At 74.1% G+C, this 24,773-nt stretch carries 19 protein-coding genes and 1 tRNA gene; 11 read left to right on the top strand and 9 right to left on the bottom strand.

Features of this window, described 5'->3' with window-relative positions; all coding sequences use genetic code 11:
* Window positions 1-54 precede the first annotated feature (54 nt).
* From EDD39_RS07430 to EDD39_RS07445, 4 genes are all read right to left on the bottom strand, one after another.
* Entirely contained in the window at window positions 55-1,032 is a 978-nt protein-coding gene (locus tag EDD39_RS07430; RefSeq protein WP_030457494.1) for a DUF5926 family protein, read from the bottom strand.
* 74 nt (window positions 1,033-1,106) lie between these two features.
* The gene (locus EDD39_RS07435) at window positions 1,107-1,601 is read right to left on the bottom strand and encodes an ATP-binding protein (RefSeq protein ID WP_244257128.1); all 495 of its coding nucleotides are present in this window, start codon (window positions 1,599-1,601) and stop codon (window positions 1,107-1,109) included.
* Between the two features lie 338 nt (window positions 1,602-1,939).
* A complete protein-coding gene (locus EDD39_RS07440; RefSeq protein WP_123554171.1) occupies window positions 1,940-2,752 on the bottom strand; it encodes a glycerophosphodiester phosphodiesterase family protein in 813 nt (270 codons plus the stop codon).
* Window positions 2,753-2,982: 230 nt separating this feature from the next.
* Window positions 2,983-3,645, bottom strand: coding sequence for a TetR/AcrR family transcriptional regulator (locus tag EDD39_RS07445; protein ID WP_123554173.1), 663 nt, complete (start codon window positions 3,643-3,645; stop codon window positions 2,983-2,985).
* A 205-nt stretch (window positions 3,646-3,850) separates the two neighbouring features.
* Here EDD39_RS07445 and EDD39_RS07450 point away from each other — a divergent pair, with 205 nt between their 5' ends.
* Complete coding sequence (locus EDD39_RS07450; protein ID WP_123554175.1) at window positions 3,851-4,882, top strand: medium chain dehydrogenase/reductase family protein; 1,032 nt, start codon at window positions 3,851-3,853, stop codon at window positions 4,880-4,882.
* Window positions 4,883-4,987: 105 nt separating this feature from the next.
* Here the strand turns inward: EDD39_RS07450 and EDD39_RS07455 are convergent, their stop codons facing one another.
* Window positions 4,988-6,343 carry a purine-cytosine permease family protein gene (locus EDD39_RS07455; RefSeq protein WP_244256632.1) on the bottom strand — a complete coding sequence of 452 codons (1,356 nt, stop codon included), beginning with the start codon at window positions 6,341-6,343 and terminating at the stop codon, window positions 4,988-4,990.
* Window positions 6,344-6,764: 421 nt separating this feature from the next.
* Here EDD39_RS07455 and EDD39_RS07460 point away from each other — a divergent pair, with 421 nt between their 5' ends.
* The 3 genes from EDD39_RS07460 to EDD39_RS07470 all read left to right on the top strand — a co-directional run bounded on the left by EDD39_RS07460 (window position 6,765) and on the right by EDD39_RS07470 (window position 9,656).
* On the top strand, window positions 6,765-8,459 hold the full coding sequence (locus EDD39_RS07460) for a S1C family serine protease (RefSeq protein WP_123554179.1): 1,695 nt from the start codon (window positions 6,765-6,767) through the stop codon (window positions 8,457-8,459).
* Between the two features lie 63 nt (window positions 8,460-8,522).
* Window positions 8,523-8,608 (top strand) — tRNA-Ser (locus tag EDD39_RS07465).
* A gap of 148 nt (window positions 8,609-8,756) precedes the next feature.
* Complete coding sequence (locus EDD39_RS07470) at window positions 8,757-9,656, top strand: YDG/SRA domain-containing protein (protein ID WP_244256633.1); 900 nt, start codon at window positions 8,757-8,759, stop codon at window positions 9,654-9,656.
* A gap of 53 nt (window positions 9,657-9,709) precedes the next feature.
* On the opposite strand, the gene EDD39_RS07475 is transcribed toward EDD39_RS07470, so the two are convergent.
* Window positions 9,710-10,648, bottom strand: a complete 939-nt coding sequence (locus EDD39_RS07475; RefSeq protein ID WP_123554181.1) for an SRA domain-containing endonuclease — start codon at window positions 10,646-10,648, stop codon at window positions 9,710-9,712.
* Window positions 10,649-10,871: 223 nt separating this feature from the next.
* Between EDD39_RS07475 and EDD39_RS07480 the strand changes: the two genes are divergently transcribed.
* Complete coding sequence (locus EDD39_RS07480) at window positions 10,872-12,236, top strand: FAD-binding oxidoreductase (protein WP_123554183.1); 1,365 nt, start codon at window positions 10,872-10,874, stop codon at window positions 12,234-12,236.
* A 585-nt stretch (window positions 12,237-12,821) separates the two neighbouring features.
* Window positions 12,822-13,154: a hypothetical protein gene (locus tag EDD39_RS07485; protein WP_123554184.1), complete on the top strand. Its 333-nt coding sequence runs from the start codon at window positions 12,822-12,824 to the stop codon at window positions 13,152-13,154.
* Window positions 13,155-13,367: 213 nt separating this feature from the next.
* On the opposite strand, the gene EDD39_RS07490 is transcribed toward EDD39_RS07485, so the two are convergent.
* Window positions 13,368-14,378 carry an EamA family transporter gene (locus EDD39_RS07490; protein WP_123554186.1) on the bottom strand — a complete coding sequence of 337 codons (1,011 nt, stop codon included), beginning with the start codon at window positions 14,376-14,378 and terminating at the stop codon, window positions 13,368-13,370.
* Between the two features lie 140 nt (window positions 14,379-14,518).
* Between EDD39_RS07490 and EDD39_RS07495 the strand changes: the two genes are divergently transcribed.
* The 3 genes from EDD39_RS07495 to EDD39_RS07505 all read left to right on the top strand — a co-directional run bounded on the left by EDD39_RS07495 (window position 14,519) and on the right by EDD39_RS07505 (window position 18,261).
* A complete protein-coding gene (locus tag EDD39_RS07495; RefSeq protein WP_123554188.1) occupies window positions 14,519-15,595 on the top strand; it encodes a DUF1906 domain-containing protein in 1,077 nt (358 codons plus the stop codon).
* A 283-nt stretch (window positions 15,596-15,878) separates the two neighbouring features.
* Complete coding sequence (locus tag EDD39_RS07500) at window positions 15,879-17,552, top strand: long-chain fatty acid--CoA ligase (protein WP_123554190.1); 1,674 nt, start codon at window positions 15,879-15,881, stop codon at window positions 17,550-17,552.
* Window positions 17,553-17,673: 121 nt separating this feature from the next.
* On the top strand, window positions 17,674-18,261 hold the full coding sequence (locus EDD39_RS07505) for a DUF4396 domain-containing protein (protein WP_123554192.1): 588 nt from the start codon (window positions 17,674-17,676) through the stop codon (window positions 18,259-18,261).
* 108 nt (window positions 18,262-18,369) lie between these two features.
* On the opposite strand, the gene EDD39_RS07510 is transcribed toward EDD39_RS07505, so the two are convergent.
* The gene (locus tag EDD39_RS07510) at window positions 18,370-19,113 is read right to left on the bottom strand and encodes a hypothetical protein (protein ID WP_123554194.1); all 744 of its coding nucleotides are present in this window, start codon (window positions 19,111-19,113) and stop codon (window positions 18,370-18,372) included.
* Window positions 19,114-19,247: 134 nt separating this feature from the next.
* Between EDD39_RS07510 and EDD39_RS07515 the strand changes: the two genes are divergently transcribed.
* Together EDD39_RS07515 and EDD39_RS07520 are read left to right on the top strand one after the other, a co-directional pair.
* Window positions 19,248-19,925 carry a response regulator transcription factor gene (locus EDD39_RS07515; protein WP_030457479.1) on the top strand — a complete coding sequence of 226 codons (678 nt, stop codon included), beginning with the start codon at window positions 19,248-19,250 and terminating at the stop codon, window positions 19,923-19,925.
* Between the two features lie 49 nt (window positions 19,926-19,974).
* Complete coding sequence (locus EDD39_RS07520; RefSeq protein WP_208765461.1) at window positions 19,975-21,396, top strand: HAMP domain-containing sensor histidine kinase; 1,422 nt, start codon at window positions 19,975-19,977, stop codon at window positions 21,394-21,396.
* Window positions 21,397-21,403: 7 nt separating this feature from the next.
* Here the strand turns inward: EDD39_RS07520 and EDD39_RS07525 are convergent, their stop codons facing one another.
* A complete protein-coding gene (locus EDD39_RS07525) occupies window positions 21,404-24,730 on the bottom strand; it encodes a PAS domain-containing protein (RefSeq protein ID WP_123554196.1) in 3,327 nt (1,108 codons plus the stop codon).
* Between the last annotated feature and the right edge of the window lie 43 nt (window positions 24,731-24,773).

The raw sequence follows: 24,773 nt of genomic DNA on the forward strand, positions 1-24,773 counted from the left end.
AGGCCTTTGACCGGGCCGGAAATGTGACTCACATCACCTTCCGGCCAGTTCCGGTCAGTTCAGGGTGATCTGACGGCTCACCAGGTTCGCCCGGGCCCGGCGCTCCTCCGCGGTCAGCGGCGCGGGCGCGGCCAGCACCGCGGCCAGCTTCCCGGCGAACTCCACGGCCGGCTTCTCCACGTCCGCGGCGGTCATCTCCAGCGGCAGGTCCCACACCGGGACGGTCAGGCCGTGCGCCCGGAACGAGCCGACCAGCTTGGTGCCCTCGCCCAGCGAGCTGTCACCGGCCGCCGACAGCCGGGACAGCGCGTCCAGCAACTGCTCCTCGGGGACGTCCATCACCCAGCGCAGGTGGTTCTTGTCCGGGGTGCCGCACCAGTACGCGGAGTCCACCCCGGCCAGCTTCTCGGTCGGGATCGCCGAGGCGTTGGCCCGCTCCAGCGAGGCCGCCACCTCGCCGGTCGCCGACTCGGCGTCCTCCAGCCAGAACTCGAAGCCGGTGTGCACCTCGGGGACGAACGCGGCCGTGGTGTCCAGCAGTTCCTGCAGGCGGCGGCCGCCCGGGTTGGTCCGGCGGGCCGGCACCGGGGTGCCCGGCTCGGTGGCCAGCGCCAGCTCCAGCGCGTCCGCCAGGTCACGGCTCAGGTCGCCGGAGGAGGACTGGGTCTGCAGGCCCAGCAGGATCGAGCCGTCCGGACGGCGCAGCGCCGGCCAGGCCAGCGGCAGCACCGTCGCCAGCGTCACCGACGGGACCTCGCCGACCGCCTCGTCCGCCACCCCGGCGGCCAGCACCAGCGGCACCGTGGCGGCCGGGACCAGCTCGCGCAGCGCCACCCAGTCGGCCTCGCCCGGCAGGCCCTCGAACGGGCGGTGCACCAACTCCTGCACCGCGTGCGCCGCCTGGCGGCCGTGGCAGGCCTTGTACCGGCGGCCCGAGCCGCACGGGCAGGCCTCGCGCGCCCCGACGACCGGGACCTCGCCCTCGACGGCGGTGGACTGGCTGGGCTGCTTCTTCGCGGCCTTCTTGGCCATGGTGCGGCTCTCCCGGGGACGTCGGACGTTGCACCGGGCAGCCTACTTCGCCGGGAACCTCCCGTTCCGGCCGCTCAGGCGCTGCGCCGCCGCCCGCCGTCCGCGACCTGCCCGAACGCCGGGAGCTCCGCCCAGACCGTCACCTGACCGGGTGCGTGCCGCACGCCCCAGTCCCGCGCGAGCCGGCCCACGATGCTCAACCCGCGGCCGCCGTGCGCCGTCACCGACGGGCGGGCCGGGACCGGCCGGGTGCTCGCCCCGCCGTCCGTCACCTCGAGGGTCAGCAGGCCGTCGCCGCGCATCTGCCAACTCACCAGCACCGTACCGCTCTCCGCGTCCTCCCCGGCGGCGCCCGCGGCCGCTTCCAGCGGTCTCGCGTGCCGACAGGAATTGCTGAGCAGTTCGGAGAGGATCAACACCGCGTCGTCAATCACCGCTTCCGGTATCGACCGGTCACCGAGATCGCCGCGCAGCCTGCGCCGCGCGGCCGAAACACTGGCCGGCCCGTGCGGAACCGCCATGGCCGATGAGGTCGACCCGGCCTGAACTGGCACAGCTCGCGCCACCATCAACGCCACCCCCGGACCTCCTTCAGCTTCTGCCGAGGGATGGATGCCCGCAGGTAATGCCCCGGAAACGGGCGTTCGACGATCCGATGGCGGTATTAACGACATCTGGCCGGCCGCGCGGGCAAAAGGTGAGGGAGGTCTCACGTTCCGCGGTGGTGATCGGCGGGAAACGGGCCCCGGAAATACCCCGTTCGGTATTTCTGTCACGCGATTGGCGGGCGAGTGCCACCGGAGCGGAAGTCGAGGCCACCGGGTTTCCGGGCGGGCTGGGCGAGGGGGCGGGCTGGGCGGGCCGGGCGAGGGGCGGCGGGGCGGTCGGGGGCGGCGGGGGTTCCGGTTCAGCGGCCGAGCTGGGCCAGCACCTCGGCCGGGCGGTTGGTGATCAGCGCCTCCACGCCCAGTTCCAGGCAGAGTTCGACGTCTTCCGGGCGGTCCACCGTCCACACGTGCACCCGGTGCCCGGCCCGGCGCAGCGCCGTCACCAGGCCCGGGTCGCGCCGCACCAGCTCGATGCCCGGGCCGGCGATCGTGGCGGCGCCCGGCAGCGACCTGGTCCGGCCCAGCACCGGCAGCCGGCGCTCCCACAGGTACACCCGGGGCACCGCCGGGGCGGCCCGCCGGACCCGGTGCAGGGCCAGTTCGGAGAAGCTCATCACCCGCACCGAGGACTCGGCCGGGTCGGTCGGCAGCAGCCCGAACCGGCCCAGCACCCGCAGCAGTTCGGACTCCACCCGGCCCGCGTAGCGCACCGGGTGCTTGGTCTCGATCGCCAGCTCCACCCGCCGCCCGGCGTCCGCGGTCAGCTCCAGCAGCCGCTCCAGGGTGAGCACCGGACTGGGCTCCGGCCGCTCCGGGTGCTTCCACGAGCCGAAGTCCAGCGCGGACAGCTGAGCCAGCGTCATCGCCGACACCACGCCCTGCCCGTCCGAGGTCCGGCGCACCGTCCGGTCGTGCACGCACACCAACTGCCCGTCGGCGGTGACCCGGACGTCGCACTCCAGGCCGTCCGCGCCCTCCTCCAGCGCCCGCCGGTAGGCCGCCTCGGTGTGCTCCGGCAGTGCCGCCGAGGAGCCCCGGTGCGCGATCACCTTGACGGCGGTGCGGTCGGTCGGAGCGCCGGGCGAACCGGCCGTGCTGTGCTGGGTGTCCACGTGAACCACCGTACGCGGCACCGGATGTCGCCCGTCCTCCGGCACGGTGGCGGGCGGGTGAACAACCGGCCGGCGGGGCGGGCTTGGGCCTGTGCGGGGGTTTGCGCGTGGGCGCGTGGGCGGGGGCCTGGGCCGGGTGGGGCGGACGCGGGCGGGGCGGACGCGGGCGGGGCGGGCTTGGGTTTGTGTGGGGGGCGTGGGCGGGAGCGGGGCGGACGCGGGCGGCCGGGTCAGCGCGGGCCGGCGAGGGACTCCGCCTCGGAGGCGTACAGCAGGTCGGCGTCGAGCTCCATGCCGGTGAAGTGTCCGGCCAGTTCGAGCGAGAGCACGCCGTGCAGCCTGGTCCAGAACACCAGCGCCCGGCGCAGCGCGTGCGACGGGGCCGGGTGGTCGCCGGCCCACTCGTGGTGGTGCGCCAGGTGCGTGTAGAGGCGGGCGTCGGCCGGGCCCGGGTCGACCGCCGGGGTCTGGTGGAGGACGGCGGCGTCCAGCAGCGTGGTCATGATCGAGGTGGCGATGGCGGTGGTCTCCGACGGGGCGTGGTAGCCCGGGACGGGGGTGCCGTACAGCAGGAAGTAGCGCTGCGGGTCGGCCAGCGCCCACTGCCGCAGGGCGGCCGCCAGGGCCGGCAGGTCGGCCCCCGCCTCGGCCGGGGCGCGCAGGGCCAGGGCGAGGCTGCGGTAGGCGTCGGTGACCAGGTCGGTGATCAGTTCGTCGCGGTTGGCGAAGTAGCGGTAGAGCGCCGGACCGCTCATGCCCATCCGCTTGGCGATCGCGTTCAGCGAGAGCGCGGAGGCGCCGGCCTCGGCGATCTGCTCGCGGGCGTGCCGCTTGACCTCCTCGCGGACCTGGGCGCGGTAGCGCTCCCGGGGGGTGCCGGTCTCGGTCTCCATGGGGGTTCCTCTCGTCCTACCGCGCCGAGGTGCTGCCGCGGGCTGTCGCGGGCTGTCGCGGTGCTGCCGCGGGTCGCGTTGCACCCTCTTTCTTCCGTTAGACCCTATCGCGTTCGTTGTTGACTCTCACGGGGGCGTGGTGTTACAACGGTTCTTGTTAGAGGGTCTAACTCAAGTGAGTGGCTCTATCGAATGGGAGACCGTCATGCGAGAAGAACAGCTCGTCGAGATCGTCCTGCCCGGCATCGTCGAGCCGGAGGGCCTGCGGATCCGCCGCTCGCCGCTGCCGCAGCCCGGCCCCGGGCAGGTGCTGGTCGCGGTCGAGGCCACCGGCGTGTCCTTCGCCGAGCAGCAGATGCGCCGCGGCCGCTACTACGACCAGCCGCCGTTCCCGTTCGTCCCGGGCTACGACCTGGTCGGCACGGTGACGGCCACCGGGCCCGGCACCGACCCGGCGCTGGCGGGCCGCCGGGTCGCCGCGCTGGTGAAGACCGGCGGCTGGGCCAGCCACGTCCTGCTAGACCCCGCCGACACCGTCGACGTCCCGGACGGCCTGGAGCCCGCGGCGGCCGAGACCGCGGTCGTCAACGGCATCACCGCCCGGCAGCTGCTGCACCGGCACGCCAAGGTCCGCCCCGGGCAGACCGTCCTGGTGCACGGCGCGGGCGGCGGCGTCGGCCAACTGCTCGCCCAACTCGCCCTGGCCGCCGGGGCGCAGGTGATCGGCACCGCCTCCGCCCGCCATCACGACGCGCTGCGCGCCCTCGGCGTCACCCCCGTCGACTACCGCACCGGCGACGTCCCGGCCCAGGTCCGCCGACTCGCCCCCGGCGGCGTCGACGCCGTCTTCGACCACGTCGGCGGCCGCAGCGTCCTGGACTCCTGGCGCCTGCTCGCCCCCGGCGGCACCCTGGTCGCCTACGGCAGCGCCGCCACCCGCGACGACACCGGCTCCAAGCAGTGGCCGGTGCTCAAGGTGCTCGCCCGCACCTGGTGGTGGAACGCCCTGCCGAACGGCCGCCGCGCGCACTTCTACAACATCTGGGCCGGCCGGACCCTGCGCCCCGCCCGCTTCCGGGCCCGGCTGCGCGCCGACCTGACCGCCGTCCTGGACGCCCTGCGGCGCGGCGAGCTCACCGCGCCGATCGCCGCCCGCCTCCCGCTCACCGACGCCGCCGAGGCGCTGCGCCTGGCCGAGTCCGGCACCGTCACCGGCAAGGTGGTGCTGGTCCCCTGAACGCGAACGAGCAGGCGTGAACGGGAGCGGGCGGGAGCGGGCGGGCGTGAACGGGAACGGACGGGAACGAGCGGGCGTGAACGGGGGGCCGGCGCCGGACGCGGGTCAGTCCTGCTGCGGGCCTGCTGCCGCCTTCGGGCGCTCCAGCGCGGTCACCGCGAGGGTGGCCAGCGCCGCGACCAGGAAGGAGAACAGCGAGGCCGAGGACCACGCCGCCGGGGTGAAGTGCACCAGCTGCTGGAGGTCCTCCCAACGGCCGGTCCACCAGCCGCCGATCTTCGACGGGGCCAGGAACTGGTACACCGCGAAGCCCGCCGCCCACGGCAGCAGCATCACCCAGCGCGCCGGGGCGTCCTGCGACAGGTTCCAGCCGCGCCGGCCCGCACCGAGGAAGTAATCCACCGCGAGCACCGCGAACAGCGGCACGAACACCGAGCCGATCAGGCCGAGGAACCCGTAGTACGAGTCGGTGAACTCCTTGATCCGCAGCGCCAGCACCGTCACCAGCACGCCGATCCCGCCGGTCAGCACCCGGCGGTCCACCCGCGGCCACAGGTTGTGGATCGACATCGCCGTCGAGTACACGTTCGCGAACGACTGGTCGGTCTCCCGCAGCACCAGCACCAGCAGGAACGCCCAGCCCGCGGCCACGCCGGTGAACGACTCGAAGATCCGGTTCGCGTCGCCGCCCGACTGCAGCAGCGCCACCACGCCCAGCACGTAGCACCACACCTGGGCCACCGTGTAGCCGGAGAACGTCCCCCAGAACGCCTTCGCCGAACTGCGCGCGTGCCTGGTGTAGTCGGCGGCCAGCGGCACGAAGGAGATCGACACCGCGATCACCGCGTCCGTGGCGCCCAGGAAGCCGTCCCAGTTGCCCGCGCCCGGGTCGGGGAAGCCCACCCGGGCGAACTGCACCGTGAAGTAGACCATCGCCACGCCGACCGCCACCGCCACGTACTTGCGCAGCACCGCGATCGCGCCCAGCGGCCAGATCGTCAGCACCGTGGTCAGCACGCCCGCCAGCAGCACGAACAGCCACCGCCAGCCCGCGGTGCCCGACACGGTCTGCGCGCCCCAGGCGATCACCGTCAGCTCGTACACGCCCCAGCCGATGCACTGCACGATGTTCAGCACCGTCGGCACGTACGACAGCCGGGTGCCGAACAGGCCGCGCAGCACCGCCATCGCCGGCGCGCCGGTCCGGGCGCCCACCAGGGCGGCCACCGCCAGCATCGCGGTGCCGATCGCGGTGCCCGCGACGATCGCCGTCACCGCGGCGGTGAAGCCCAGTTCGTGGCCCCGCTCGCCGAGCACCGTCGCGGCGCTGGTGAAGCCGATCAGGCTGACCCCGAGGTTGGCCCACAGCGCGAACAGCGCCCGGAAGTCCAGGGTGCGCGGCGGCGCGGTGTCGAGGGTCAGCGGGGCCTCGGACCGCGCCTCGGCGGCACGGTCGGACATCTGGGCAGACGGAACAGCCGTCATGGCCGATACTCCCTACGCCGGCATTACCCGGACAGGTTCCGGCGGTCAGCGCCCCCTCGGCCGTGGTGGCGTCACCGCCATGCCCACGGTCGAACCGGCGCACTCTCAGCCTGGCTGGTCCAAGCTCCCGCGACGTTCTTCGGTTTACAGGAGCGACAGGCTAGCCTCCGGACGGAGGAACGCCAAGGCCGGGGGAGGGGCGTCCGCATCGCGGGACCGCGCCGCGGGGACCATCGATGTGCATGTCAGGGCCGCCTAAGGCTTCTCATCATTTCTTCAGGGGCCCGCTTACGGTGTCCGAATCCGGTATAGGAAAAACTGTGCACCGAGGTTGCGAGCCGTGCCCTCAGCGCCGCGGTTCGCCACCGAAGGTTCTGTTCAGCGATGGAGGTCGTCCGTGAGCACCGAGCACGCGAGTGGTACCACCCCGCCGGAGACGGCCGCCGCGCCCGCCGGCACCGAGGCGGTGGCCGCCGGCTCCGGTACGCCCGCCCCCGCCTACCTGGACGCCCCGCCGCCGGTGCTGCCCCCGGCCCCGGCCGCCGCCCCGGCTCCGGCTCCGGCGCCCGCACCGGTCGAGCAGACCATCCAGCTCGGCAAGGTGCCCGACCTGCCCCCGGCCGCCTCGGCCGCACCGCTCGCCCCGGCTGCCCCCGCCGTTCCGGTGGACGCGCCGCCGCCGTTCCAGAACCCGTACGGCTCGGTCGCCGAACCGGCCGGCCCGTTCGCCCGCCCGGACGAGGCGCAGACCGCGGTCAACCCGGCCGTCGCCCCCGCGCCGCTGCTCCAGCAGGCCCCGGGCGCGCCCGGCGGCCCGGCCGGCCCCCAGCAGCCGCAGCACCCGTTCGGGGCCGGCCACCCGGTCGGCGGCTGGGGCCACCCGTCCGGCGGCGACACCGCCGGCGGCGCGGGCGGGCCCGGCGCGCCGTGGGGCGCGCCGCAGCCCGGCGACGGCGGCTCCGGCAAGCGCAAGCGCGGCTCGCTGGTCGCCCTGGTCGCGGCCGTCGCCCTGGTGGCGGGCCTGGCCGGCGGTGCGATCGGCGCCTCCGTCACCAACAACGACAAGAACGGCGGCGGCAGCAGCGCCAGCCGCAACAGCACCACCGTGGCGGTCGGCAACACCCACCAGAACCTGGACCGGGCCCCCGAGTCCGTCGCCGGGATCGCCGCGAAGGCGCTGCCGTCCACCGTCACCATCAAGGCCGAGGGCTCCAGCGAGTCCGGCACCGGCACCGGTTTCGTCTTCGACACCGAGGGCCACATCCTGACCAACAACCACGTGGTCGCCCCCGCCGCCAACGGCGGCAAGCTCACCGTCAAGTTCTCCGACGGCTCCTCGTACAGCGCCTCGGTGGTCGGCCAGGCCAAGGGCTACGACGTCGCGGTCGTCCGGCTGGACAACCCGCCCACCGACAAGCTCGTCCCGCTGCCGCTGGCCGACTCCGACAAGGTCGCCATCGGCGACGCGACCATCGCCATCGGCGCCCCCTACGGCCTCGAAGGCACCGTCACCACCGGCATCGTCTCGGCCAAGGACCGCCCGGTCGCCTCCGGCGACGAGACCGGCGCGCAGGCGTCCTACATGAACGCCCTGCAGACCGACGCCTCGATCAACCCCGGCAACTCCGGCGGCCCGCTGCTCGACGCCTCCGGCTCGGTGATCGGCATCAACTCGGCGATCCAGTCCAACACCAGCGGCACCGGCCGGGCCGGCTCCATCGGCCTCGGCTTCGCCATCCCGATCAACCAGGCCAAGTGGGTCGCCCAGACCCTGATCAAGGACGGCACCCCCGTCTACGCGATCCTCGGCGTCCTGCGCGACGAGAAGTACACCGGCGACGGCGCCCAGATCGCCACCACCGGCGCCCAGGGCACCCAGCCCGTCACCCCCGGCGGCCCCGCCGACCAGGCCGGCCTCAAGCCGGGCGACGTCATCACCAAGCTCGGCGGCATCGCCATCGACAGCGGCCCGACCCTGGTCAGCGAGATCTGGACGCACAAGCCCGGCGAGAAGGTCGAGGTCGAGTACAAGCGCGACGGCAAGACCGCCAAGACCACCGTCACCCTCGGCGAACGCAAGGGCGACAGCTGACCCCTCCCCTCCGAAACGGTGTGCACCCAAGCGGCCCCGACCCGTTAGGCTGGCCTCCGCCGAGGAGGGTTGCCCGAGCGGCCTAAGGGACCAGTCTTGAAAACTGTCGTGGCTTCGCGCCACCGTGGGTTCAAATCCCACACCCTCCGCCGCGAGAACGGCCCCCGACCAGCAGCGATGCGGACGGGGGCCGTTGCCGTTGTGGTGGTGCAGTGGGTGGGCGGGTGGGTGTCGGCGGCCACTGGCTGGTGCGCGGCCCATCGGTGCTTCTTGAAACCTTCGTGACCGTACGACAGCATGGTGCGCGTGATCGGTGAGGTTCCGGGGGTCGAGGTCGGCCAGGAGTTCAGGACGCGTCGTGATGCGCACGGCGCCGGTGTGCACCGTCCGTTGCAGGCGGGGATCTGCGGGACCAAGCGCGGTGGTGCCGAGTCGATCGTGGTCTCCGGCGGTTACAAGGACGACCAGGACCACGGCGATGTCATCGTTTACACGGGGCACGGCGGGCAGGACGCGTCGAACAACCAGGTCAGCGACCAGAGTTTGGACGATCCGGGGAACGCGGCGCTGGTCACCAGTTACCTCGAGGGACAGCTCGTCCGGGTACTGCGCGGAGCGCACCGAGGATCGCAGTTCGCGCCGCGCAGCGGGTACCGCTACGACGGGTTGTACCGGGTGGCGAGCTACGGCAGCACGATGGGCGTGGACGGGCACCGGATTTGGCAGTTCCGGCTGGAGGCCGACCGCGAGACCGGCGTTCCCGAGCCTCCGACCCAGGACGTGCAGCCGACGTTGGACGCCGTGTCGGACCCGCCGTTCGGAGCCGCGACGCCTGCGCGGGTGCGGACGGACGTGCAGCGGATCGTCCGGAACGGTGCGGTCGTTCGGCGGGTGAAGACCTGGCATGGGGGCGCCTGCCAGCTCTGCGGTCTGACGGTGGTTCTGCCTGGCGGCGTGTACAGCGAAGGCGCCCACATCCAGGCGTTGGGAAGTCCGTACGACGGGCCGGACACCACGGACAACGTCCTCTGTCTCTGTCCGACTTGCCACGTCATGTTCGACGGTGGCGCGATCGTCCTCACGGACGGCCTGGACATCGTCAAGCACGGTGAGGTGGTGGGAGTACTGCGGACGCATCCGCAGCACCGCATTGACCTCGCACGAGTCCGCAACCACCGTGAACGCTGGGGCGGTTGAGCCAGGACGGCACGAGTGCGGGGCCGGCCCATCGGAGGGCCGGCCCGTGGGCGTCAGAGCTCGATTGCGGGGTCGGTGCTGAAGTAGCCCTTGTCGTGGGGCCAGATGACCGTGCAGTCCTGGCTGGCAGCCAGATCGAGCAGGTCGGCCCGGGGACGGCTCGGGACCAGGATGGCCTTGACGGGGTTGTCGAGGTACCGCGAGTAGTCGGCGAGCTGGCCGATGGCCATCCGGATGTTCTCGCGGGTGACGCTGCCCTTGGCTTCGACCAGCAGGTTCAGGCCCTCGACGTAGACGTCGGTGTAGAGGGGGCGGGTCTCGCCGGCGGGCAGGATCTGGTGCCGCCCCACCTGGTGGTTCTTGGTCCGCAGGTAGTCGGCCAGGGCGGTAACGAGCTTCGACTCCTTCCGCTCGGCCTCGTACGCCTCGCGGTTAGGCTCGACGAACATCTTCTCCGTCAGCTGCTGCTCCAGGGGGAGGCTCTGCACCGGGCCGGCCCCGTCAGCGGTTTCGAGCAGCCGGCCGAGCCGGGAGGTCGGGTCCTGGGGCTCGGCGTCGACCGGGAGGAGCCGGAAGACGATGACCTTCCGGATCGGCCCGTCGTTCGTTTCCGGAGCGTCCGCCTCGTAGTACGGGTCGTCAGCGGCGATCTCGAACTCGCCGAGGTAAGTCACCAGCCCCCGGGCGCCCTTGAAGACGCGCAGCGCGCGGCCCTCGGCCTTGTGGTTCAGGATGCTGGCGTTCCCGGAGATCATCCGCTGGTCGCCGTACTGGCCCTCGCCGCTGTAGTGGAAGTGTCCGTCGGGCATCCAGCCGTCGTAGTAGCCGTGCTTCTCTCCGGCGACGGGATCGGTGAAGACCATGACGTTCGGAGACTTCGCAGAAGGCCCGATGCCGCCCTGAGTGCGCCCACCGAAGCGCTGGTGGAGCTGCTTGCGTTCGATCGTGTCGCCGGGCTTGAGGTCCCACGCGTCGTGCTGCGATTCGGTCATGTGCTCGTCCCCTCGAGTCGGTGGGCCTGGCGGTCGCCCAGGGCCAGAGGTTAAGCATATGAGATGAATATTGGAATCGGATAGCGAATATCGGTATCCGATTTGGATGCTGGCCTCCGGGCCTCCCGGAGCGGACCGACAGCGCGACAGGGGCGGTGGGGTGGTTGTCCGGTCGGGGGTGGGGGAGGGGAGGGGCGTGGGGACGAGGCGAGTGGAGGTTGCCGTGGGCGGGTTGGTCGAGAGGTTGCGGGCGGGGCTGCCGGAGGGGGCGGTCGCGGTGGATCCGGACGTGACGGCCGCGTACGCGCGGGACATGGCCGGGTTCTGTGCGGTGGGTGAGCCGGCGGTGCTGGTGTTCCCGGAGACGGTGGAGCAGGTGCGGTTCGTGCTGCGGACGGCGACCGAGCTGCGGGTGCCGGTGGTGCCGCAGGGGGCCCGGACGGGGCTCTCGGGCGGGGCGAACGCGGTGGACGGCTGCATCCTGCTGTCGCTGACCAGGATGAACCGGATCCTGCGCCTCGATCCGGTGGACCGGATCGCCGTGGTGCAGCCGGGGGTGGTCAACGCCGAGCTGTCCCGCGCCGCCGAGGCCCTCGGGCTCTCCTACCCGCCGGACCCGTCGAGTTGGGAGTCCTGCACCATCGGCGGCAACATCGGCACCGGAGCCGGCGGCCTGTGCTGCGTGAAGTACGGGGTGACCAGCGAGTACGTGCTCGGCCTGGAGGTGGTGCTGGCGGCCGGGCAGCTGCTGCGGACCGGGCGGAGCACCGCGAAGGGCGTCGCCGGGTACGACCTGACGCGGCTGCTGGTCGGTTCGGAGGGCACCCTGGGCGTGGTGGTCGAGGCGGTGCTGGCGCTGCGGCCCGCGCCGGGGCCGCAGTTGGTGCTGGCTGCGGAGTTCGACTCGGTGGACGCCGCCGGGCACGCGGTGTGCGAGGTGATGTCGGCAGGGCACGCGCCCTCGCTGATGGAGCTGATGGACGCCACCACCGTCCGGGCGGTGAACGCGATGGCGCGGATGGGCCTGCCGGAGTCGACCCGGGCGCTGCTGCTGGTCGCCTTCGACGGCTCGGACCGGCGTGAGCGGCTGGCCGAGGTGGCGGCGCTGTGCACCGCCGCCGGGGCCACCGCGGTGGTGCCGGCCGAGGACCGGGCCGAGTCCGAACTGCTGCTGCAGGCACGGCGGTTGTCGCTGCCCGCGCTGGAGCGCCTGGGTACCACGATGATCGACGACGTGGCGGTGCCGCGGAGCTCGCTGGCCGCGATGCTGAACGGCGTCGCGGAGATCGCCGACCGATACCGGCTGACCATCGGCGTGGTCTCGCACGCGGGCGACGGCAACACCCACCCGGTGGTGATCTTCGACGCGAAGGACGAGGAGCAGGCGGCCCGGGCCCGCAGCTCCTTCGACGAGATCATGGCACTCGGCCTGGAGCTGGGCGGGACGGTGACGGGCGAGCACGGCATCGGCCTGCTGAAGCGCGAGTGGTTGGCCCGGGAGCTGGGCCCGGTCGGGCTAGAACTGCAGCGCCGGATCAAGACGGCGTTCGATCCGCTGGGCATCCTCAACCCGGGGAAGGTGCTCTGACCCGGAGGGGCGCGGGAGGCCCGGGGCGCGGGCGGTCCAGGGGGTTCGGAAGGTCCCGGGGGTTCGGGAGGTCCAGGGAGGGCGGTCGGCGCCGAGCCGGGCGGGATATTGACCGATCGTCACAAGATGATGGTCGGGAAATTGTCCTGCCGTTGAACCGACCATCATCATGTGGCATCCGGATGGTATGAGGAATTCCGGAAGTGGCTGAATATCGACTTTGTGTGGTCGCGCGACCCTGGCGGGGCGTGGACGGACTGTTCGCACGCCCAGGGGATCGCGCGACTCGCCGGAAACCGGCCCGCCCCGCCCCCGCTCGGACGGGGGGCGGGGCGCCGCCGTCCGGGCGAACGTCCAGCTCGCAGGCGGTGTGTCTGCCGACGAACCGATCGGCCGGGGATTATGCGCCGATGCCACCGCGTCACGCTAATGGGGGAAAAGACTCAGTGGTGCTGGTGCTTTGTCGATTTGTTGCGGAAGTCTGTTCCTCGGCGTCGCAGCCCCCGGAGCCTCGTCTGGCCGCGAACTCCGGAAACGCTTTTCCCATCTCGCACTACCTGGCAAGAACCAACGGAGGGAATCCCCATGGCGCGCTTCCGCACCATCCGCTTGGCCGCGCTGGTCGCGTCCGTCCCGCTCGCAGCCGGTCTGCTGCTGGCCGGGGCGGGTGCCGCGGCGGCCGACAACGGTGCGGCTGCCGGCCACGGCTCGAACAGCAGCGTGGTCTCGGACTTCGGCAGCGGAAACATCTTCGGGTCGGTCGACGGCAACTACAACTCCACCCAGCAGACGGCGACCGGTGCCGGTGCGTCGAACCAGAACAACACCCTCGGGGTGAAGGGGAACACCGGGGTCGTCTACGCCGACCAGTCCGACAAGAACTTCAACTTCGTCTTCGCGCCGGTCTACTCGTACTGACCTCCCGGCGGGAGGTGCGGACGGACCGGCGGGGGCGCCGGACCGGACGGAGCACGGACCGCCGGAGCACCCGGGAGTGGAAAGGGTCACCGCCTCGGGGCGTACAGCGCACGACGATCGAAACCCCTCGGGGGCGCGGTGCCGCTACGGCGGCCGCCGCGCCCCCGAGGCGCGTTCCGGGGAGGGTGGAGGGGGGAGGGGAGGGCGGCCGGGTCAGCGGCGCGCGGTGAGCGTCGCCCCGACGCTCGCGGCGACCACGCAACCGATGCCCAGCAGCTGCGGCAGCCCCAGCACCTGGCCGAGCACCAGCAGGCCGACCAGGGCGCTGACCGCCGGGTCGAGGCTGACGATCACGCTGAACACCCGCTGCGACATCCGGCGCAGCGCGGTCATCTCCAGCGCGTACGGCAGCACCGGGAAGAGCAGGGCGACCCCCGCGACGGCGAGCAGCAGCAGGGCGGGGGAGTCGGATCCGGACAGGCCGTGCACGGCCTCGGCGGCGCCGAACGGGGCGAGCACCACGGTGCCGATGGTGAACGAGACCGCCAGGCCCTCGAAGCCCTTGAAGGCCGCGCCGACCTTGTCGGTGAACAGGATGTAGCCCGCGTAGCAGGCGGCCGCGCCGAACGCGCAGGCCAGGCCGACCGGGTCGAGACCGCCGGGGCCGGAGCCGCCCTCGCCGCCCAGCAGGGTGAGCAGCGCGACCCCGGCGGCGGCCAGTGCCGCCCACAACACGTGGCCGGCCCGGCGGGCGAAGACCAGGGCGACGGCCAACGGGCCGAGGAACTCGATGGTGGCGGCGGTGCCCATCGGCAGCCGGTCGACGGCGCCCGCGAACAGCAGGGTCATCCCGGCGGAGGCGACGCCGAGCAGCCCCGCCATCGCCAGGTCGCGCGGGCTGCGGCCGCGCAGTCGGGGCCGGGTGACGGCGAGCAGCACGACGGCGGCGAACGAGATCCGCAGGAAGGTCGCGCCCGCCACCCCCAGCACCCCGAACAGCGGCTTGGACGCCGCCACCCCGAGCTGCACCGCGAGCATCGACACCAGGCACAGCACCGGGGCCGGAACGCGCCCCACCCGCTGCCGGACCCCGCGCACCCGCTGGGCGGCCGGTCGTCGCAGACCGCTCGCCCGGGCCTGACGGGAGCCGGTGTCGGCCTTCGAAACGGAGGCGACTGCCGGGAGTTCGGTTGTGCTTTCAACGGTGAGGGTCGCGCCTGGCATGCGATCGAGTCTGTCGTAAGGAGTGCAAATGGTCAAAGCCGGTTACCAGAGGTTGACCCGGCGGGGCCACCCGGGTGACCTGGCGACGGCGACGGCGTGTCCTGCCGGGGGCCCTGGCGGCCCGTCAGTAGTCCTGGAAGATGCGCTACCTCGGCCCGGCGGCCCTGACGGCCGCGTCACTCGTCCTGTTGCTCGCCACCGACCAGGCGGTCGTCGGAATGTCGACGGCCGGCCCGGCGGCCGCCCCCGCCCGGGTCCTGGCCCGAACCGCCCCCGGCCTCGCCCCGGGCCCTGCCCTCGATCCCGCCCTCGATTCCGCCTTCGACCCGGCCCCCACCGCCCAGCAGCTCACCGCCCAGCAGCTCCCCGCTCAGGCCGCGCCCGCCGTGGCCCACCAGGCCGCCGCGCTGACCGAGGGCCGGACGGCCGCCGGGGCGCCGCCCGTCCGCCTGCGCCCGAGGCTGCTGGCCGACCCGCTGCGTTCGCGCCGGGAGCCGCTGCCCGCCGAGGTGTTCACCGGCGCCGGGTTCGACGCCTGCTCCGCGCCGCCGGTGGAGACCATGCGCGCCTGGTGGGGCACCTCCCCGTACGGCGCGGTCGGGATCTACACCAGCGGGCGGCAGCGGGCCTGCGGCCAGTCCCGGCTGACCGCGGACTGGGTGCGCGAGGTCCGGGAGATGGGCTGGCAGCTGATCCCGACCCACGTCGGACGGCAGGCCCCGTGCATGGCGGGCGGCAGCAAGACGCAGCGGATCGACCCGGCGCAGGCGGTGCAGCAGGGCCGGGAGGAGGCGGCCGAGGCGGTGCGCGCGGTGCAGGGCCTCGGGCTGCGCGTCGGTACCCCCGTGTACCTGGACGTCGAGGCGTACCCGCGCGGCGACTCGGCGTGCAGCCAGGCGGTGATGGACTTCACCGTCGGCTGGACGCAGGCGCTGCACGGGGCGGGCTTCCGCTCCGGCTTCTACTCCTCCACCAACTCGGGCGTGGCCGACCTGGCCGCCGCCGCCCGGGCCGGCAGCGGGCCGCTGCCGGACGCGGTCTGGTACGCCAACTGGGACGACCGGGCCACCACCACCGACGGCGCGGGCCGGCTGGGCGACGACCTGTGGACCGACCACGCCCGGATCCACCAGCACCACGGCAACGCCCGGGAGAGCTACGGCGGCGCCGCGCTGGCCGTCGACCGCAACCAGGTGGACGGTCCGGTCGCCCGCTGAGCGGGTAGGAAGCGGACAGTGGTACCGAACGGACGCGCGAACGAACGGACGCGCGAACGGGTGGACGCGCGGCCGGGCGGACGTGCCCCGTCGCGCCCCCACCGCGCCCCGCCGTCCCCTGCCACACCCCGGACCCGGCCGGACACGCCCCGCGACCTGCGGGGGAGGGGTCGGTCTCATCTCGGTTGCGACTACTGACAGCGGGGGTGCGCCGGGGAAACAATCGGAGAAATCGCTTGCTACCTGCGGGTAGCAACGTGCCGGCCGGTCAAGGAGGACCCGCGTGTACAGCACGATGCAGGACGTTCCGCTCACGGTTGCCCGGATTCTGCAGCACGGCTCCACCATCCACGGCCGGTCCACCGTCACCACCTGGACCGAGAACGGCCCGGTGGTGCGGACCTTCGCCGAGATCGGCGCCCGCGCCGGACAGCTCGCGCACGCCCTCCGCGACGAGCTCGGGGTGAGCGACGGCAGCGTCGTGGCGACGCTGATGTGGAACAACACCGAGCACCAGGAGGCGTACCTGGCGATACCGTCCATGGGCGCGGTGCTGCACACCCTGAACCTGCGGCTGCCCGCCCACCAGCTGGTCTACATCGTCAAGCACGCCGCGGACCGGGTGGTCATCGTCAACGGGACGGTGCTCCCGCTGCTGGCCGCCGTGCTGCCGCAGCTGGCCGGCACCGTCGAGCACATCGTGGTGTCCGGGGCGTACGACCCGGCGCTGCTGGCCGGGTTCGGCGGGACGGTGCACGACTACGAGGAGCTGATCGCGGGCCGGCCGGCCGACTACCCGTGGCAGACCGACATCGACGAGAAGCAGGCCGCCGCGCTCTGCTACACCTCGGGCACCACCGGCGACCCCAAGGGCGTCGTGTACAGCCACCGCTCGATCTACCTGCACTCGATGCAGATCATCGCCGCCTCCAGCTTCGGCCTGACCGCCCGCGACACCGTGCTTCCGGTCGTGCCGATGTTCCACGTCAACGCCTGGGGCATCCCGCACGCGGCGTTCATGACCGGCGCGAGCCTGCTGATGCCGGACCGCTTCCTGCAGCCCAAGCCGCTCGCCGAGATGATCGACCGGGTCAAGCCGACCTTCGGCGCCGCCGTTCCGACCATCTGGACCGGCCTGCTGGACGAGCTGGACGCGGGCGACTACGACACCTCCACCCTGGAGACCGTCGTCATCGGCGGCTCGGCCTGCCCGCCCGCCCTGATGCGGGCCTTCCAGGAGCGGCACGGCATCCGGGTGATCCACGCCTGGGGCATGACCGAGACCTCCCCGCTGGGCACCGTCGCCCACCCGCCGGCCGGCGTCACCGGCGAGGACGAGTGGGCCTACCGGGTCACCCAGGGCGTCTTCCCGTCCTCCGTGCAGGCCCGGCTGATCGGCCCCGGCGGCGAGGTGATGCCGCACGACGGCGTCGCGGAGGGCGAGCTGGAGGTGCGCGGCCCGTGGATCGCCGCGGCGTACTTCGGCGGCACGGGCAACGCGGCCGAGGCTCCCGAGGACAAGTTCAGCCCCGACGGCTGGCTGCGCACCGGCGACGTCGGCACCATCACCTCCGACGGCTACCTGACCCTCACCGACCGGGCCAAGGACGTGATCAAGTCCGGTGGCGAATGGATCAGTTCGGTCGCGCTGGAGAACCACCTGATGGCGCACCCCGAGGTCGCCGAGGCGGCGGTGGTGGCCGTCCCGGACGAGAAGTGGGGCGAGCGCCCGCTGGCCACCGTGGTGCTGCGGCCCGGCGCCACGGCCGGCCTCCCCGAGCTGCGGGCCTTCCTGGCCGAACGGGTCGCCTCCTGGCAGCTGCCGGAGCGCTGGTCGCTGATCGAGTCGGTGCCGAAGACCTCGGTCGGCAAGTTCGACAAGAAGGTGATCCGCGCGGACTACGCGGCCGACCGCCTCGACGTGACGGTGATCGGCAAGACCGCCGACAAGGGCTGACGCGGACCGCCGGGCGGCCCTCCCCGGAAAGATCCCGAAAACCGGTTCGGAATACCCCATGGGGGTATAACGTTCCGCAGGTGGCCGGGGGAACCCACCGGGTCGGACGAGGAGGGCCGTCATGGAGCACAGCGCGCACCAGGAGCACGAACACCCCGCACAGCACGCGTACCACGAGCAGCAGCACGCGCACCACGCGCACCACGAGCAGCAGCGCGGACACCACCCGGACCACGCGCAGCACACCGGCCACGCGCAGCACCACCACGGCGGCGGCAGCAGCTGGCGCACCGCCGCGCAGGCGACGCTCCACTGCCTCACCGGCTGCGCGATCGGCGAGGTGCTCGGCCAGGTGATCGGCGTCGGCTTCGGCCTGCACAACGGCGCGACCGTGGTGCTGTCGATCGCGCTCGCCTTCGTGTTCGGCTACGCGCTGACCATGCGCGGCGTGCTGAAGGCCGGCCTGCCCTTCCGGGACGCGCTGAAGGTCGCGCTGGCCGCCGACACCGTGTCGATCATCGTCATGGAGCTGATCGACAACGGCGTCATGGTGGCCGTCCCGGGGGCGATGGACGCGGGCCTCGGCCAGCTGCTGTTCTGGCTGTCGCTGGCCGGTTCCCTGGTGCTGGCCTTCCTGGTCACCGTCCCGGTCAATCGCTGGCTGATCGGCCGCGGCCGGGGCCACGCGGTGGTCCACGCCTACCACTGACCCCGGCCCGTACTGACCCCGGCCCGCACCGACCCCGGCCCGCACCAACTACGGTCCGCACCGACTCCGAACCCCGCACCGACTCCGGCCGCGCCGCCGGGCGCCGACTCAGCGCCCGGCGGCGACGGTGTTCCCGGTGACCGACCCGTCGGTGCCGTCCACCGTCACCAGGTGGCGGACGCCGTCCGGGCCGAGCACCTCCACCGACCAGGAGCTGCCGCCGCCCTCCCGGCCGACCACCGCGAGGGCGTCGACCTTGCCGTTCGGGACGGCCGCCGCGGCCTTGGCCACGGCCTGGTCGGCGGGGACGGCGGGCAGCGCGGCCGGGGCGAGGCCCTGGGCCGGGCCGTCGCCACCCTGGACGCCCTGGAAACCCCGGAAGCCCTGGAAGCCCTGGAAGCCCGGGAGACCGGCGACGCCCTCCGGCAACTGCTCGGCACCGGCACCGGGGAAGACCTGCACCGAGCCGTCCGCGCCGCGGACCACCACCTTGCCGGGCACGCCCGGCGCCTTCGGCACGCCGGGGGCGGCCAGCGGGCCCCTGCCGACGTAGGCCCGGTCGAACACCGGCACCCCGCGCTCGTGGTGGCGCTCCAGCGCGACACCGGTGCCGACGGCCGCCACGCCCAGCACCATGACCACGGCGGCGCCGAGCACCCAGCGCACCCCGCGCCGCCCCGGCAGCCGCAGCGAACGCCGGGACGCCCCCGGGGCCGGGGCGGGCCCGGCCGCCGCGGACGACGGCTCCGGGGCGGGCAGCTTGGTCAGGTCGATCGATTCCGGCCCCGGCTCCGAGGGCTGCGGCTGCGGCTGCGGCTGGGACTGCGGGGACTGCGAATGGGATTCGGACATGCGGGTGGACCCCCTCCTGGGAACGCGGCCGGAACGGTTCCCGTCCGGCCGGGCGCCCAGCATGCCGCCGCCCTCCTGAAGCCAGGCTGAAGCCGCCCTCCCCGTTCCGCCGGACGCCTGCGACGCTGTCCCCCATGCGCGTACTGGTGGTGGAGGACGAACGGCGGCTCGCCGCCACACTGCAACGCGGGCTGCGGGCCGAGGGCTTCGCCGTCGACCTCGCCCACGACGGCGAGGAGGGCCTGTGGCTGGCCACCGAGCACGACTACGACGTGATCGTGCTCGACATCATGCTGCCCCGGCTGAACGGCTACCGGGTCTGCGCCCGGCTGCGCGCGGCCGGTGACGAGACCCCGATCCTGATGCTCACCGCCAAGGACGGCGAACTCGACGAGGCCGAGGCCCTGGACACCGGCGCCGACGACTTCCTCTCCAAGCCGTTCTCGTACGTGGTGCTGGTCGCCCGGCTGCGCGCCCTGGTCCGCCGCACCGGGCGCCGGCTGCCGCAGACCCTGGAGTTCGGCGACCTGGCGATCGACCCGGCCCGCCGCACCTGCACCCGGGCGGGCACCGAAGTGCGGCTCACCACACGGGAGTTCGCGGTGCTGGAATGCCTGGCCCGGGCGTCCGGCGGGGTGGTGTCCAAGCGGGAGATCCTGGAGAGCGTCTGGGACTCCGCGTTCGACGGCGACCCCAACATCGTCGAGGTGCACATCAGCGCCCTGCGCCGGAAGATCGACGCCCCGTTCGGCCGCAGCGCGGTCGGCACGGTCCGCGGCGCCGGCTACCGACTGGCGGTGGACGGTGGCTGACCGGGCGGTGGCTGGCCGGGCGGAGGCTGAACAGACGGTGACTGACCGGATGGCGGCCGACCGGAAGCGGAGGCCCCTGCGCCGCCTGGTGCCGCGCTCGGTGCGGGCCCGGGCGACCTTCGCCGCCACCGCCGTGGTGGCCCTCGCCCTGGGCGGCACCGCGCTGGCCCTGCTCAGCGTGCTGCACGCCAACCTGGCCCGCGACGTCCAGCAGACCGCCGTCCGGCAGGCCTCCAAGATCGCCGCGATGGCGGAGCACCAGCACCTGCCGCCGATCATCGGCGGGCCCGGCGGGTCGGTCCAGGTGGTCGACAGCACGGGACGGCTGGTCGCCACCACGCCCGACCTGGCCGGCGAACTCGGCCCGGACGCCCCGGTACCGCCCGAGGTCCCGCTGCCCGCCCCGCCCTACAAGCGCCGACTCCTGGACGGGGAAGGCACGTTGTACGCCGACGGACCGACCGACGACCCGCGGCAGCGGGTGGCCTCGGTGTCCGTCACCGGCCCGGACGGGCAGCTCACCGTCTACGCGGCGGCCTCCCTGGGCACGGTGGACGCGGCGGGCCGCACCGCCGCCGCCGCGCTCGCCGTCGGACTGCCGCTGCTGGTGGCCCTGGTGGCGCTGGTGACCTGGCGGGTCACCGGCCGGGCGCTGCGCCCGGTGGAGGCGATCCGCTCCGAGGTCGCCGAGATCACCGGCCACGACCTGCACCGCAGGGTCCCGGTGCCGCCCACCGGCGACGAGGTCTCCCGGCTCGCCGTCACCGTCAACTCCACCCTGGACCGGCTGGAGGACGCGGGGCAGCGCCAGCGCCGCTTCATCGCCGACGCCTCGCACGAACTGCGCAGCCCCATCGCCGTGCTGCGCACCCAACTGGAGGTCGCGCTGGCCCACCCGGACCCGGAGCTGTGGCCCGAACTGCTCGCCGACGCCCTCCAGGACACCGTCCGCCTGCAGGACCTCGCCACGGACCTGCTGCTGCTCGCCCGGCTGGACGCCGCCGACCCGGTCGCCACCCAACTCCTCGACCTGGACGTCCTGTTCGCCGACGTCCTGGACGCCCGGATCGCCGACCGGGTCCAGGTCTGGGCCGAACTCGCCGACGGGGCAAGGGTGCTGGGCAGCCGCACCTGGCTGACCAGGCTGCTCACCAACCTGGTCGACAACGCCCAGCGCTACGCCGCGAGCCGGGTGGAGGTTGAACTGTCCGTCGAGGCGGACGAGGTGGTGCTGGAGGTGCGCGACGACGGCCCGGGCATCCCGGAGCCGGACCGGGAGCGGGTGTTCGAGCGCTTCACCCGGCTCGACGACGCCCGCAGCCGCGAACTCGGCGGCGCCGGGCTCGGGTTGGCCATCGCCCGGGACCTGGCCGAGCACCACGGCGGCACCCTGGTCGTCGCCGAACACCCGTACGGCGCACGCCTGGTGGCCCGCCTCCCGCTGGCCGGGCCACCCGCAGAGGCGAGTTGACGGGTCGTCAGAACGAAGCGCCGCTGCCCGCCGTCACGACCTGACCCAACGCGCCGATCCGGGCCAGCAGTTCGACGATCCGGCCCTGCACGTCCTCGGTGGTGGAGCGCTCGGCGAGGAACAGCACGTTCTCGCCGGTGCGCAGCCCGGCCCGGGCCTGCGGGTCCAGGTCGGCCGAGGTGTAGACGACCAGCGGGGTGCGGTGCAGACGGTCGTTGGCGCGCAGCCAGTCGAGCAGGCCGAGGTGCTGCCGCTCGATCCGCTGCAGGTCCAGCACCACCAGGTTCGGCTGGAGGCTGCTGGCCCGGGCCACCGCCTCGCTCTCGTCGGCGGCGTGCTCGACGTGCATGCCGCGCCGCTCCAGGCTGGCCACCAGCGCCGCCGCGACCTCCGGGTCGGACTCCACCAGCAGCACCCGGGCCGCGTGGTTCTCGCCGTCCCGGGGCGCGAGCGCCCGCAGCAGCACCGCCGGGTCGGCGCCGTACGCGGCGTCCCGGGTGGCCTGGCCGAGGCCGGCGGCCAGCAGCACCGGCACCCGCCCGGCCAGCGCGGCGGTGCGCAGCGACTGCAGCGCGGTACGGGTGATCGGCCCGGTCAGCGGGTCGACGAACAGCGCGGCGGGGGCCTGCGGCACCTGCGCGTCCACCTCCTCGCGGGAGGCGACGACGACCGGGCGGAAGCCCCGGACCTCCAGCGCGCCCCGGGTGGACGGGTCGGGTTCGGGCCACACCAGCAGCGGGCGCGGGCCGTCCGGCGGGAGGTCCTTGGCGGGGGCGAGTTCGGCGACCGGCCGGGGCGGGGTGCGCCCCTCGACCGGGCCGCCGGGCGCCCCGGCCGCGGCGGGCAGCGCCAGGGCCGCCCCCGGCCCGCCGCCCTCGCCCTGCGGGGCGGCCCCGTTCAGGCGCTGGCCGTTCAGCAGCACCGGGTCGACCGCGGACGGGGTGCTCCCGCCGGCGGGCAGCGCGTTCGGCGCGGGCGCGGGGCCCGGCACCGGGGCGTTGGGGAACGCGGCCGGGAAGGCGGCCTGGAAGCCGCCCATCGGCCGCGGCGGCAGCAGCTCGCCGAGCCCGCTGCCGACCGGCTCGGGGGCCGGGGCGGCGTCCGGGGCGGCGGGGGGCAGGGCCGGCGCGGCGGGCCGGGCGACCTCCAGCGCGCCGTTCGACGGCGCGGCCTGTGCGGCCCCGGCGTCGGGGGCGGGCGCGGCCGGCGGGGCCGGGTCCAGGGCGGGGACGGGCGGCAGGACCGCCGTCACCTCCTCCGCGCTCTGCGCGGTGTCGGCGGGCAGCGCGAGCCGCCGCCGGCGCCCGGTGGGCTGGGCGGTCGGGGTGACCGGCTCCGGCGTCGAGGCGGCCAGCGCGCTCTCCAGGCCCGGGTACACGGGCGTCCCGGGGTCGGGCACGCCGGGGATGTGCAGCGCCCCGGAACTGTCACCGGACACGGGCTGCGCGGCGGCCCGGCGGGCCCGTCGGCCGGAACGGGTGCCGCCCTCGGCGCCCTCGGCCGGTCCGAGGGCGATCGCGCCGCCGCCGGAGGTGTCGTCCGCGGACGGCCCGGCGCCGAGCGCGATCGGCCCGCGCGGGGCCGGCTGCTCCGGCGCGTCCTGGCCGCCGCGCTCCGCGGCCGCCCGGGCCCGGCGCCGGCCGGACCCCTGGGTGTCGTCGGCGCGCGCCTCGGCCTCCGGCTTCGCACCGGGGGCCTCGTCGCCGTCCGGCCGGGGCTCGACCGGCGCGGGCTGGCCGGGCAGGTCCGGGATCATCGCGGTGTCGGAGTCCTTGGGGACGTGCTGCTGCTTGTCCGGCCCGCCGGACGCGTCGCCGTCGGGGTCGAGCGGCAGTTCCACCACGTAGGTGGCGCCGGCCCCGTCGGGCAGGTCGTGGCGCTGGAGCACGCCGCCGTGCCGCTGGACGGCGGCCCGGGCGATCGGCAGGTGCACGGCGCTGGAGCCGCGGGCCGGGCCGCGCACCTCGACCCGGGCGACGTCGCCGCGCCGGGCGGCGGCCAGTACCACCATCGGGGGCTGATCGCCGGCCGGCGCGGGCCCGGCGAACGGGACCCCGGCGGGGGCGGACTCGCCCTCGGCCCGGGCGGGTTCGGGCACCGGCGTGACGCCGCTGACGTCGGCCACCAGGTGGGCGAGCGCCTGGGCGAGCCGCTCGCGGTCGGCGAGCACCTTCACGGCGGCGGCGTGCACCGAGTAGCGGACCCGGCCGGGCCCGACGAGTTCCCCGGCCCGTTCGACGGCGAGCTGCACGACCTCGTCCAGGCCGACGCGTTCGCGGTCGAGGGCGGCCTTGCCGCGGTCGGCGGCGGCCTCGAAGCGCTGGTGCTCCAGGACGCCGTCGATCAGCTTCCCGAACCGGCGGCACTCGTCGGCGAGCCGGCGCAGCGTCCAGTTGGCCTCGGGCCAGAGCTGCCCGGCGGGGTCGGCGGCGAGCGCGTCGATCCGGCCGTGCAGCGCGGTGAGGGCCCCGCCGAGCTCGGTCTCCAGGACGGCGGTGAGGTGCTCGTTGCGGGCGGCGAGGGCGAGTTCGCGGGTGCGGTCGGTGAAGGTCATCACCGCGCCGACCAGCTGCTCGCCGTCCCGGACCGGGGCGGTGGTCAGGTCGACGGTGACCGGCCGGCCGTCCTTGCGCCACAGCACGGTGTTGCGGATCCGGTGCTTGCGGCCGGAGTGCAGGGTGTCCATCAGCGCGGAGCTCTCGGCGGCGAGCGGGCTGCCGTCGGGCTGCGAGTGCTGGATCAGCGGGTGCAGTTCGCGGCCGCCGAGCTCGCTGGCCCGGAAGTCCAGGATGTGCGCGGCGGCCGGGTTGACCAGCACCACGCGGCCCTCCAGGTCGACGCCGAGGACGCCCTCGGCGGCGGCGCGCAGGATCATCTCGGTCTGCTTGTGCTGGCGGCGCAGCTCGGACTCCACCCCGAGCCGGGCCGACATGTCGCGGACCAGGAGCAGCAGCAGCCCCTGGTCGTTGGTGCTGAAGGACAGGAAGCCGTGCGCCTCCCCGCCGCCCTCGTCGGTGAAGTCGTTGCCGGACACCTCGACGGTGAAGGCGGTGCCGTCGGTGCGGCGGGCGGTCATCCGGACCGGTCGGTCAAGGCTCTCGGTCTCGCTCGCGGGGGGCCGCATGGAACCCGGGATCCGACTGGGGTCGAACTCCGGCAGCAGGTCCAGCACGCCCATCCCGACCAACGAGGTGCCGGGTGCCTGCAGGCTTTCCACGGCGGCCTTGTTGACGTCGACCACGGTGCCGTTGCTGTTCACCAGCAGCAGCGGGTCGGGCAGTGCATCGAGTATCGCGGCGAGGCGAGCAGCGCCTCGGGTCGGCCTGCTGCTCACGTCGACAGGTCTCCTCACGGCTTCGGGCCGCCGCTGCGACGGG

The organism is Kitasatospora cineracea (genome assembly GCF_003751605.1).
Taxonomy (GTDB): Bacteria; Actinomycetota; Actinomycetes; order Streptomycetales; family Streptomycetaceae; genus Kitasatospora; species Kitasatospora cineracea.

What these genes read in the sequence shown, in the direction of transcription:
- EDD39_RS07430 (WP_030457494.1), bottom strand. Translation starts at nt 1,032, where the DNA reads ATGGCCAAGAAGGCCGCGAAGAAGCAGCCCAGCCAGTCCACCGCCGTC.
- EDD39_RS07435 (WP_244257128.1), bottom strand. Translation starts at nt 1,601, where the DNA reads ATGGTGGCGCGAGCTGTGCCAGTTCAGGCCGGGTCGACCTCATCGGCC.
- EDD39_RS07445 (WP_123554173.1), bottom strand. Translation starts at nt 3,645, where the DNA reads ATGGAGACCGAGACCGGCACCCCCCGGGAGCGCTACCGCGCCCAGGTC.
- EDD39_RS07450 (WP_123554175.1), top strand. Translation starts at nt 3,851, where the DNA reads ATGCGAGAAGAACAGCTCGTCGAGATCGTCCTGCCCGGCATCGTCGAG.
- EDD39_RS07455 (WP_244256632.1), bottom strand. Translation starts at nt 6,343, where the DNA reads ATGTCCGACCGTGCCGCCGAGGCGCGGTCCGAGGCCCCGCTGACCCTC.
- EDD39_RS07470 (WP_244256633.1), top strand. Translation starts at nt 8,757, where the DNA reads ATGGTGCGCGTGATCGGTGAGGTTCCGGGGGTCGAGGTCGGCCAGGAG.
- EDD39_RS07475 (WP_123554181.1), bottom strand. Translation starts at nt 10,648, where the DNA reads ATGACCGAATCGCAGCACGACGCGTGGGACCTCAAGCCCGGCGACACG.
- EDD39_RS07485 (WP_123554184.1), top strand. Translation starts at nt 12,822, where the DNA reads ATGGCGCGCTTCCGCACCATCCGCTTGGCCGCGCTGGTCGCGTCCGTC.
- EDD39_RS07490 (WP_123554186.1), bottom strand. Translation starts at nt 14,378, where the DNA reads ATGCCAGGCGCGACCCTCACCGTTGAAAGCACAACCGAACTCCCGGCA.
- EDD39_RS07495 (WP_123554188.1), top strand. Translation starts at nt 14,519, where the DNA reads ATGCGCTACCTCGGCCCGGCGGCCCTGACGGCCGCGTCACTCGTCCTG.
- EDD39_RS07505 (WP_123554192.1), top strand. Translation starts at nt 17,674, where the DNA reads ATGGAGCACAGCGCGCACCAGGAGCACGAACACCCCGCACAGCACGCG.
- EDD39_RS07510 (WP_123554194.1), bottom strand. Translation starts at nt 19,113, where the DNA reads ATGTCCGAATCCCATTCGCAGTCCCCGCAGTCCCAGCCGCAGCCGCAG.
- EDD39_RS07515 (WP_030457479.1), top strand. Translation starts at nt 19,248, where the DNA reads ATGCGCGTACTGGTGGTGGAGGACGAACGGCGGCTCGCCGCCACACTG.
- EDD39_RS07520 (WP_208765461.1), top strand. Translation starts at nt 19,975, where the DNA reads ATGGCGGCCGACCGGAAGCGGAGGCCCCTGCGCCGCCTGGTGCCGCGC.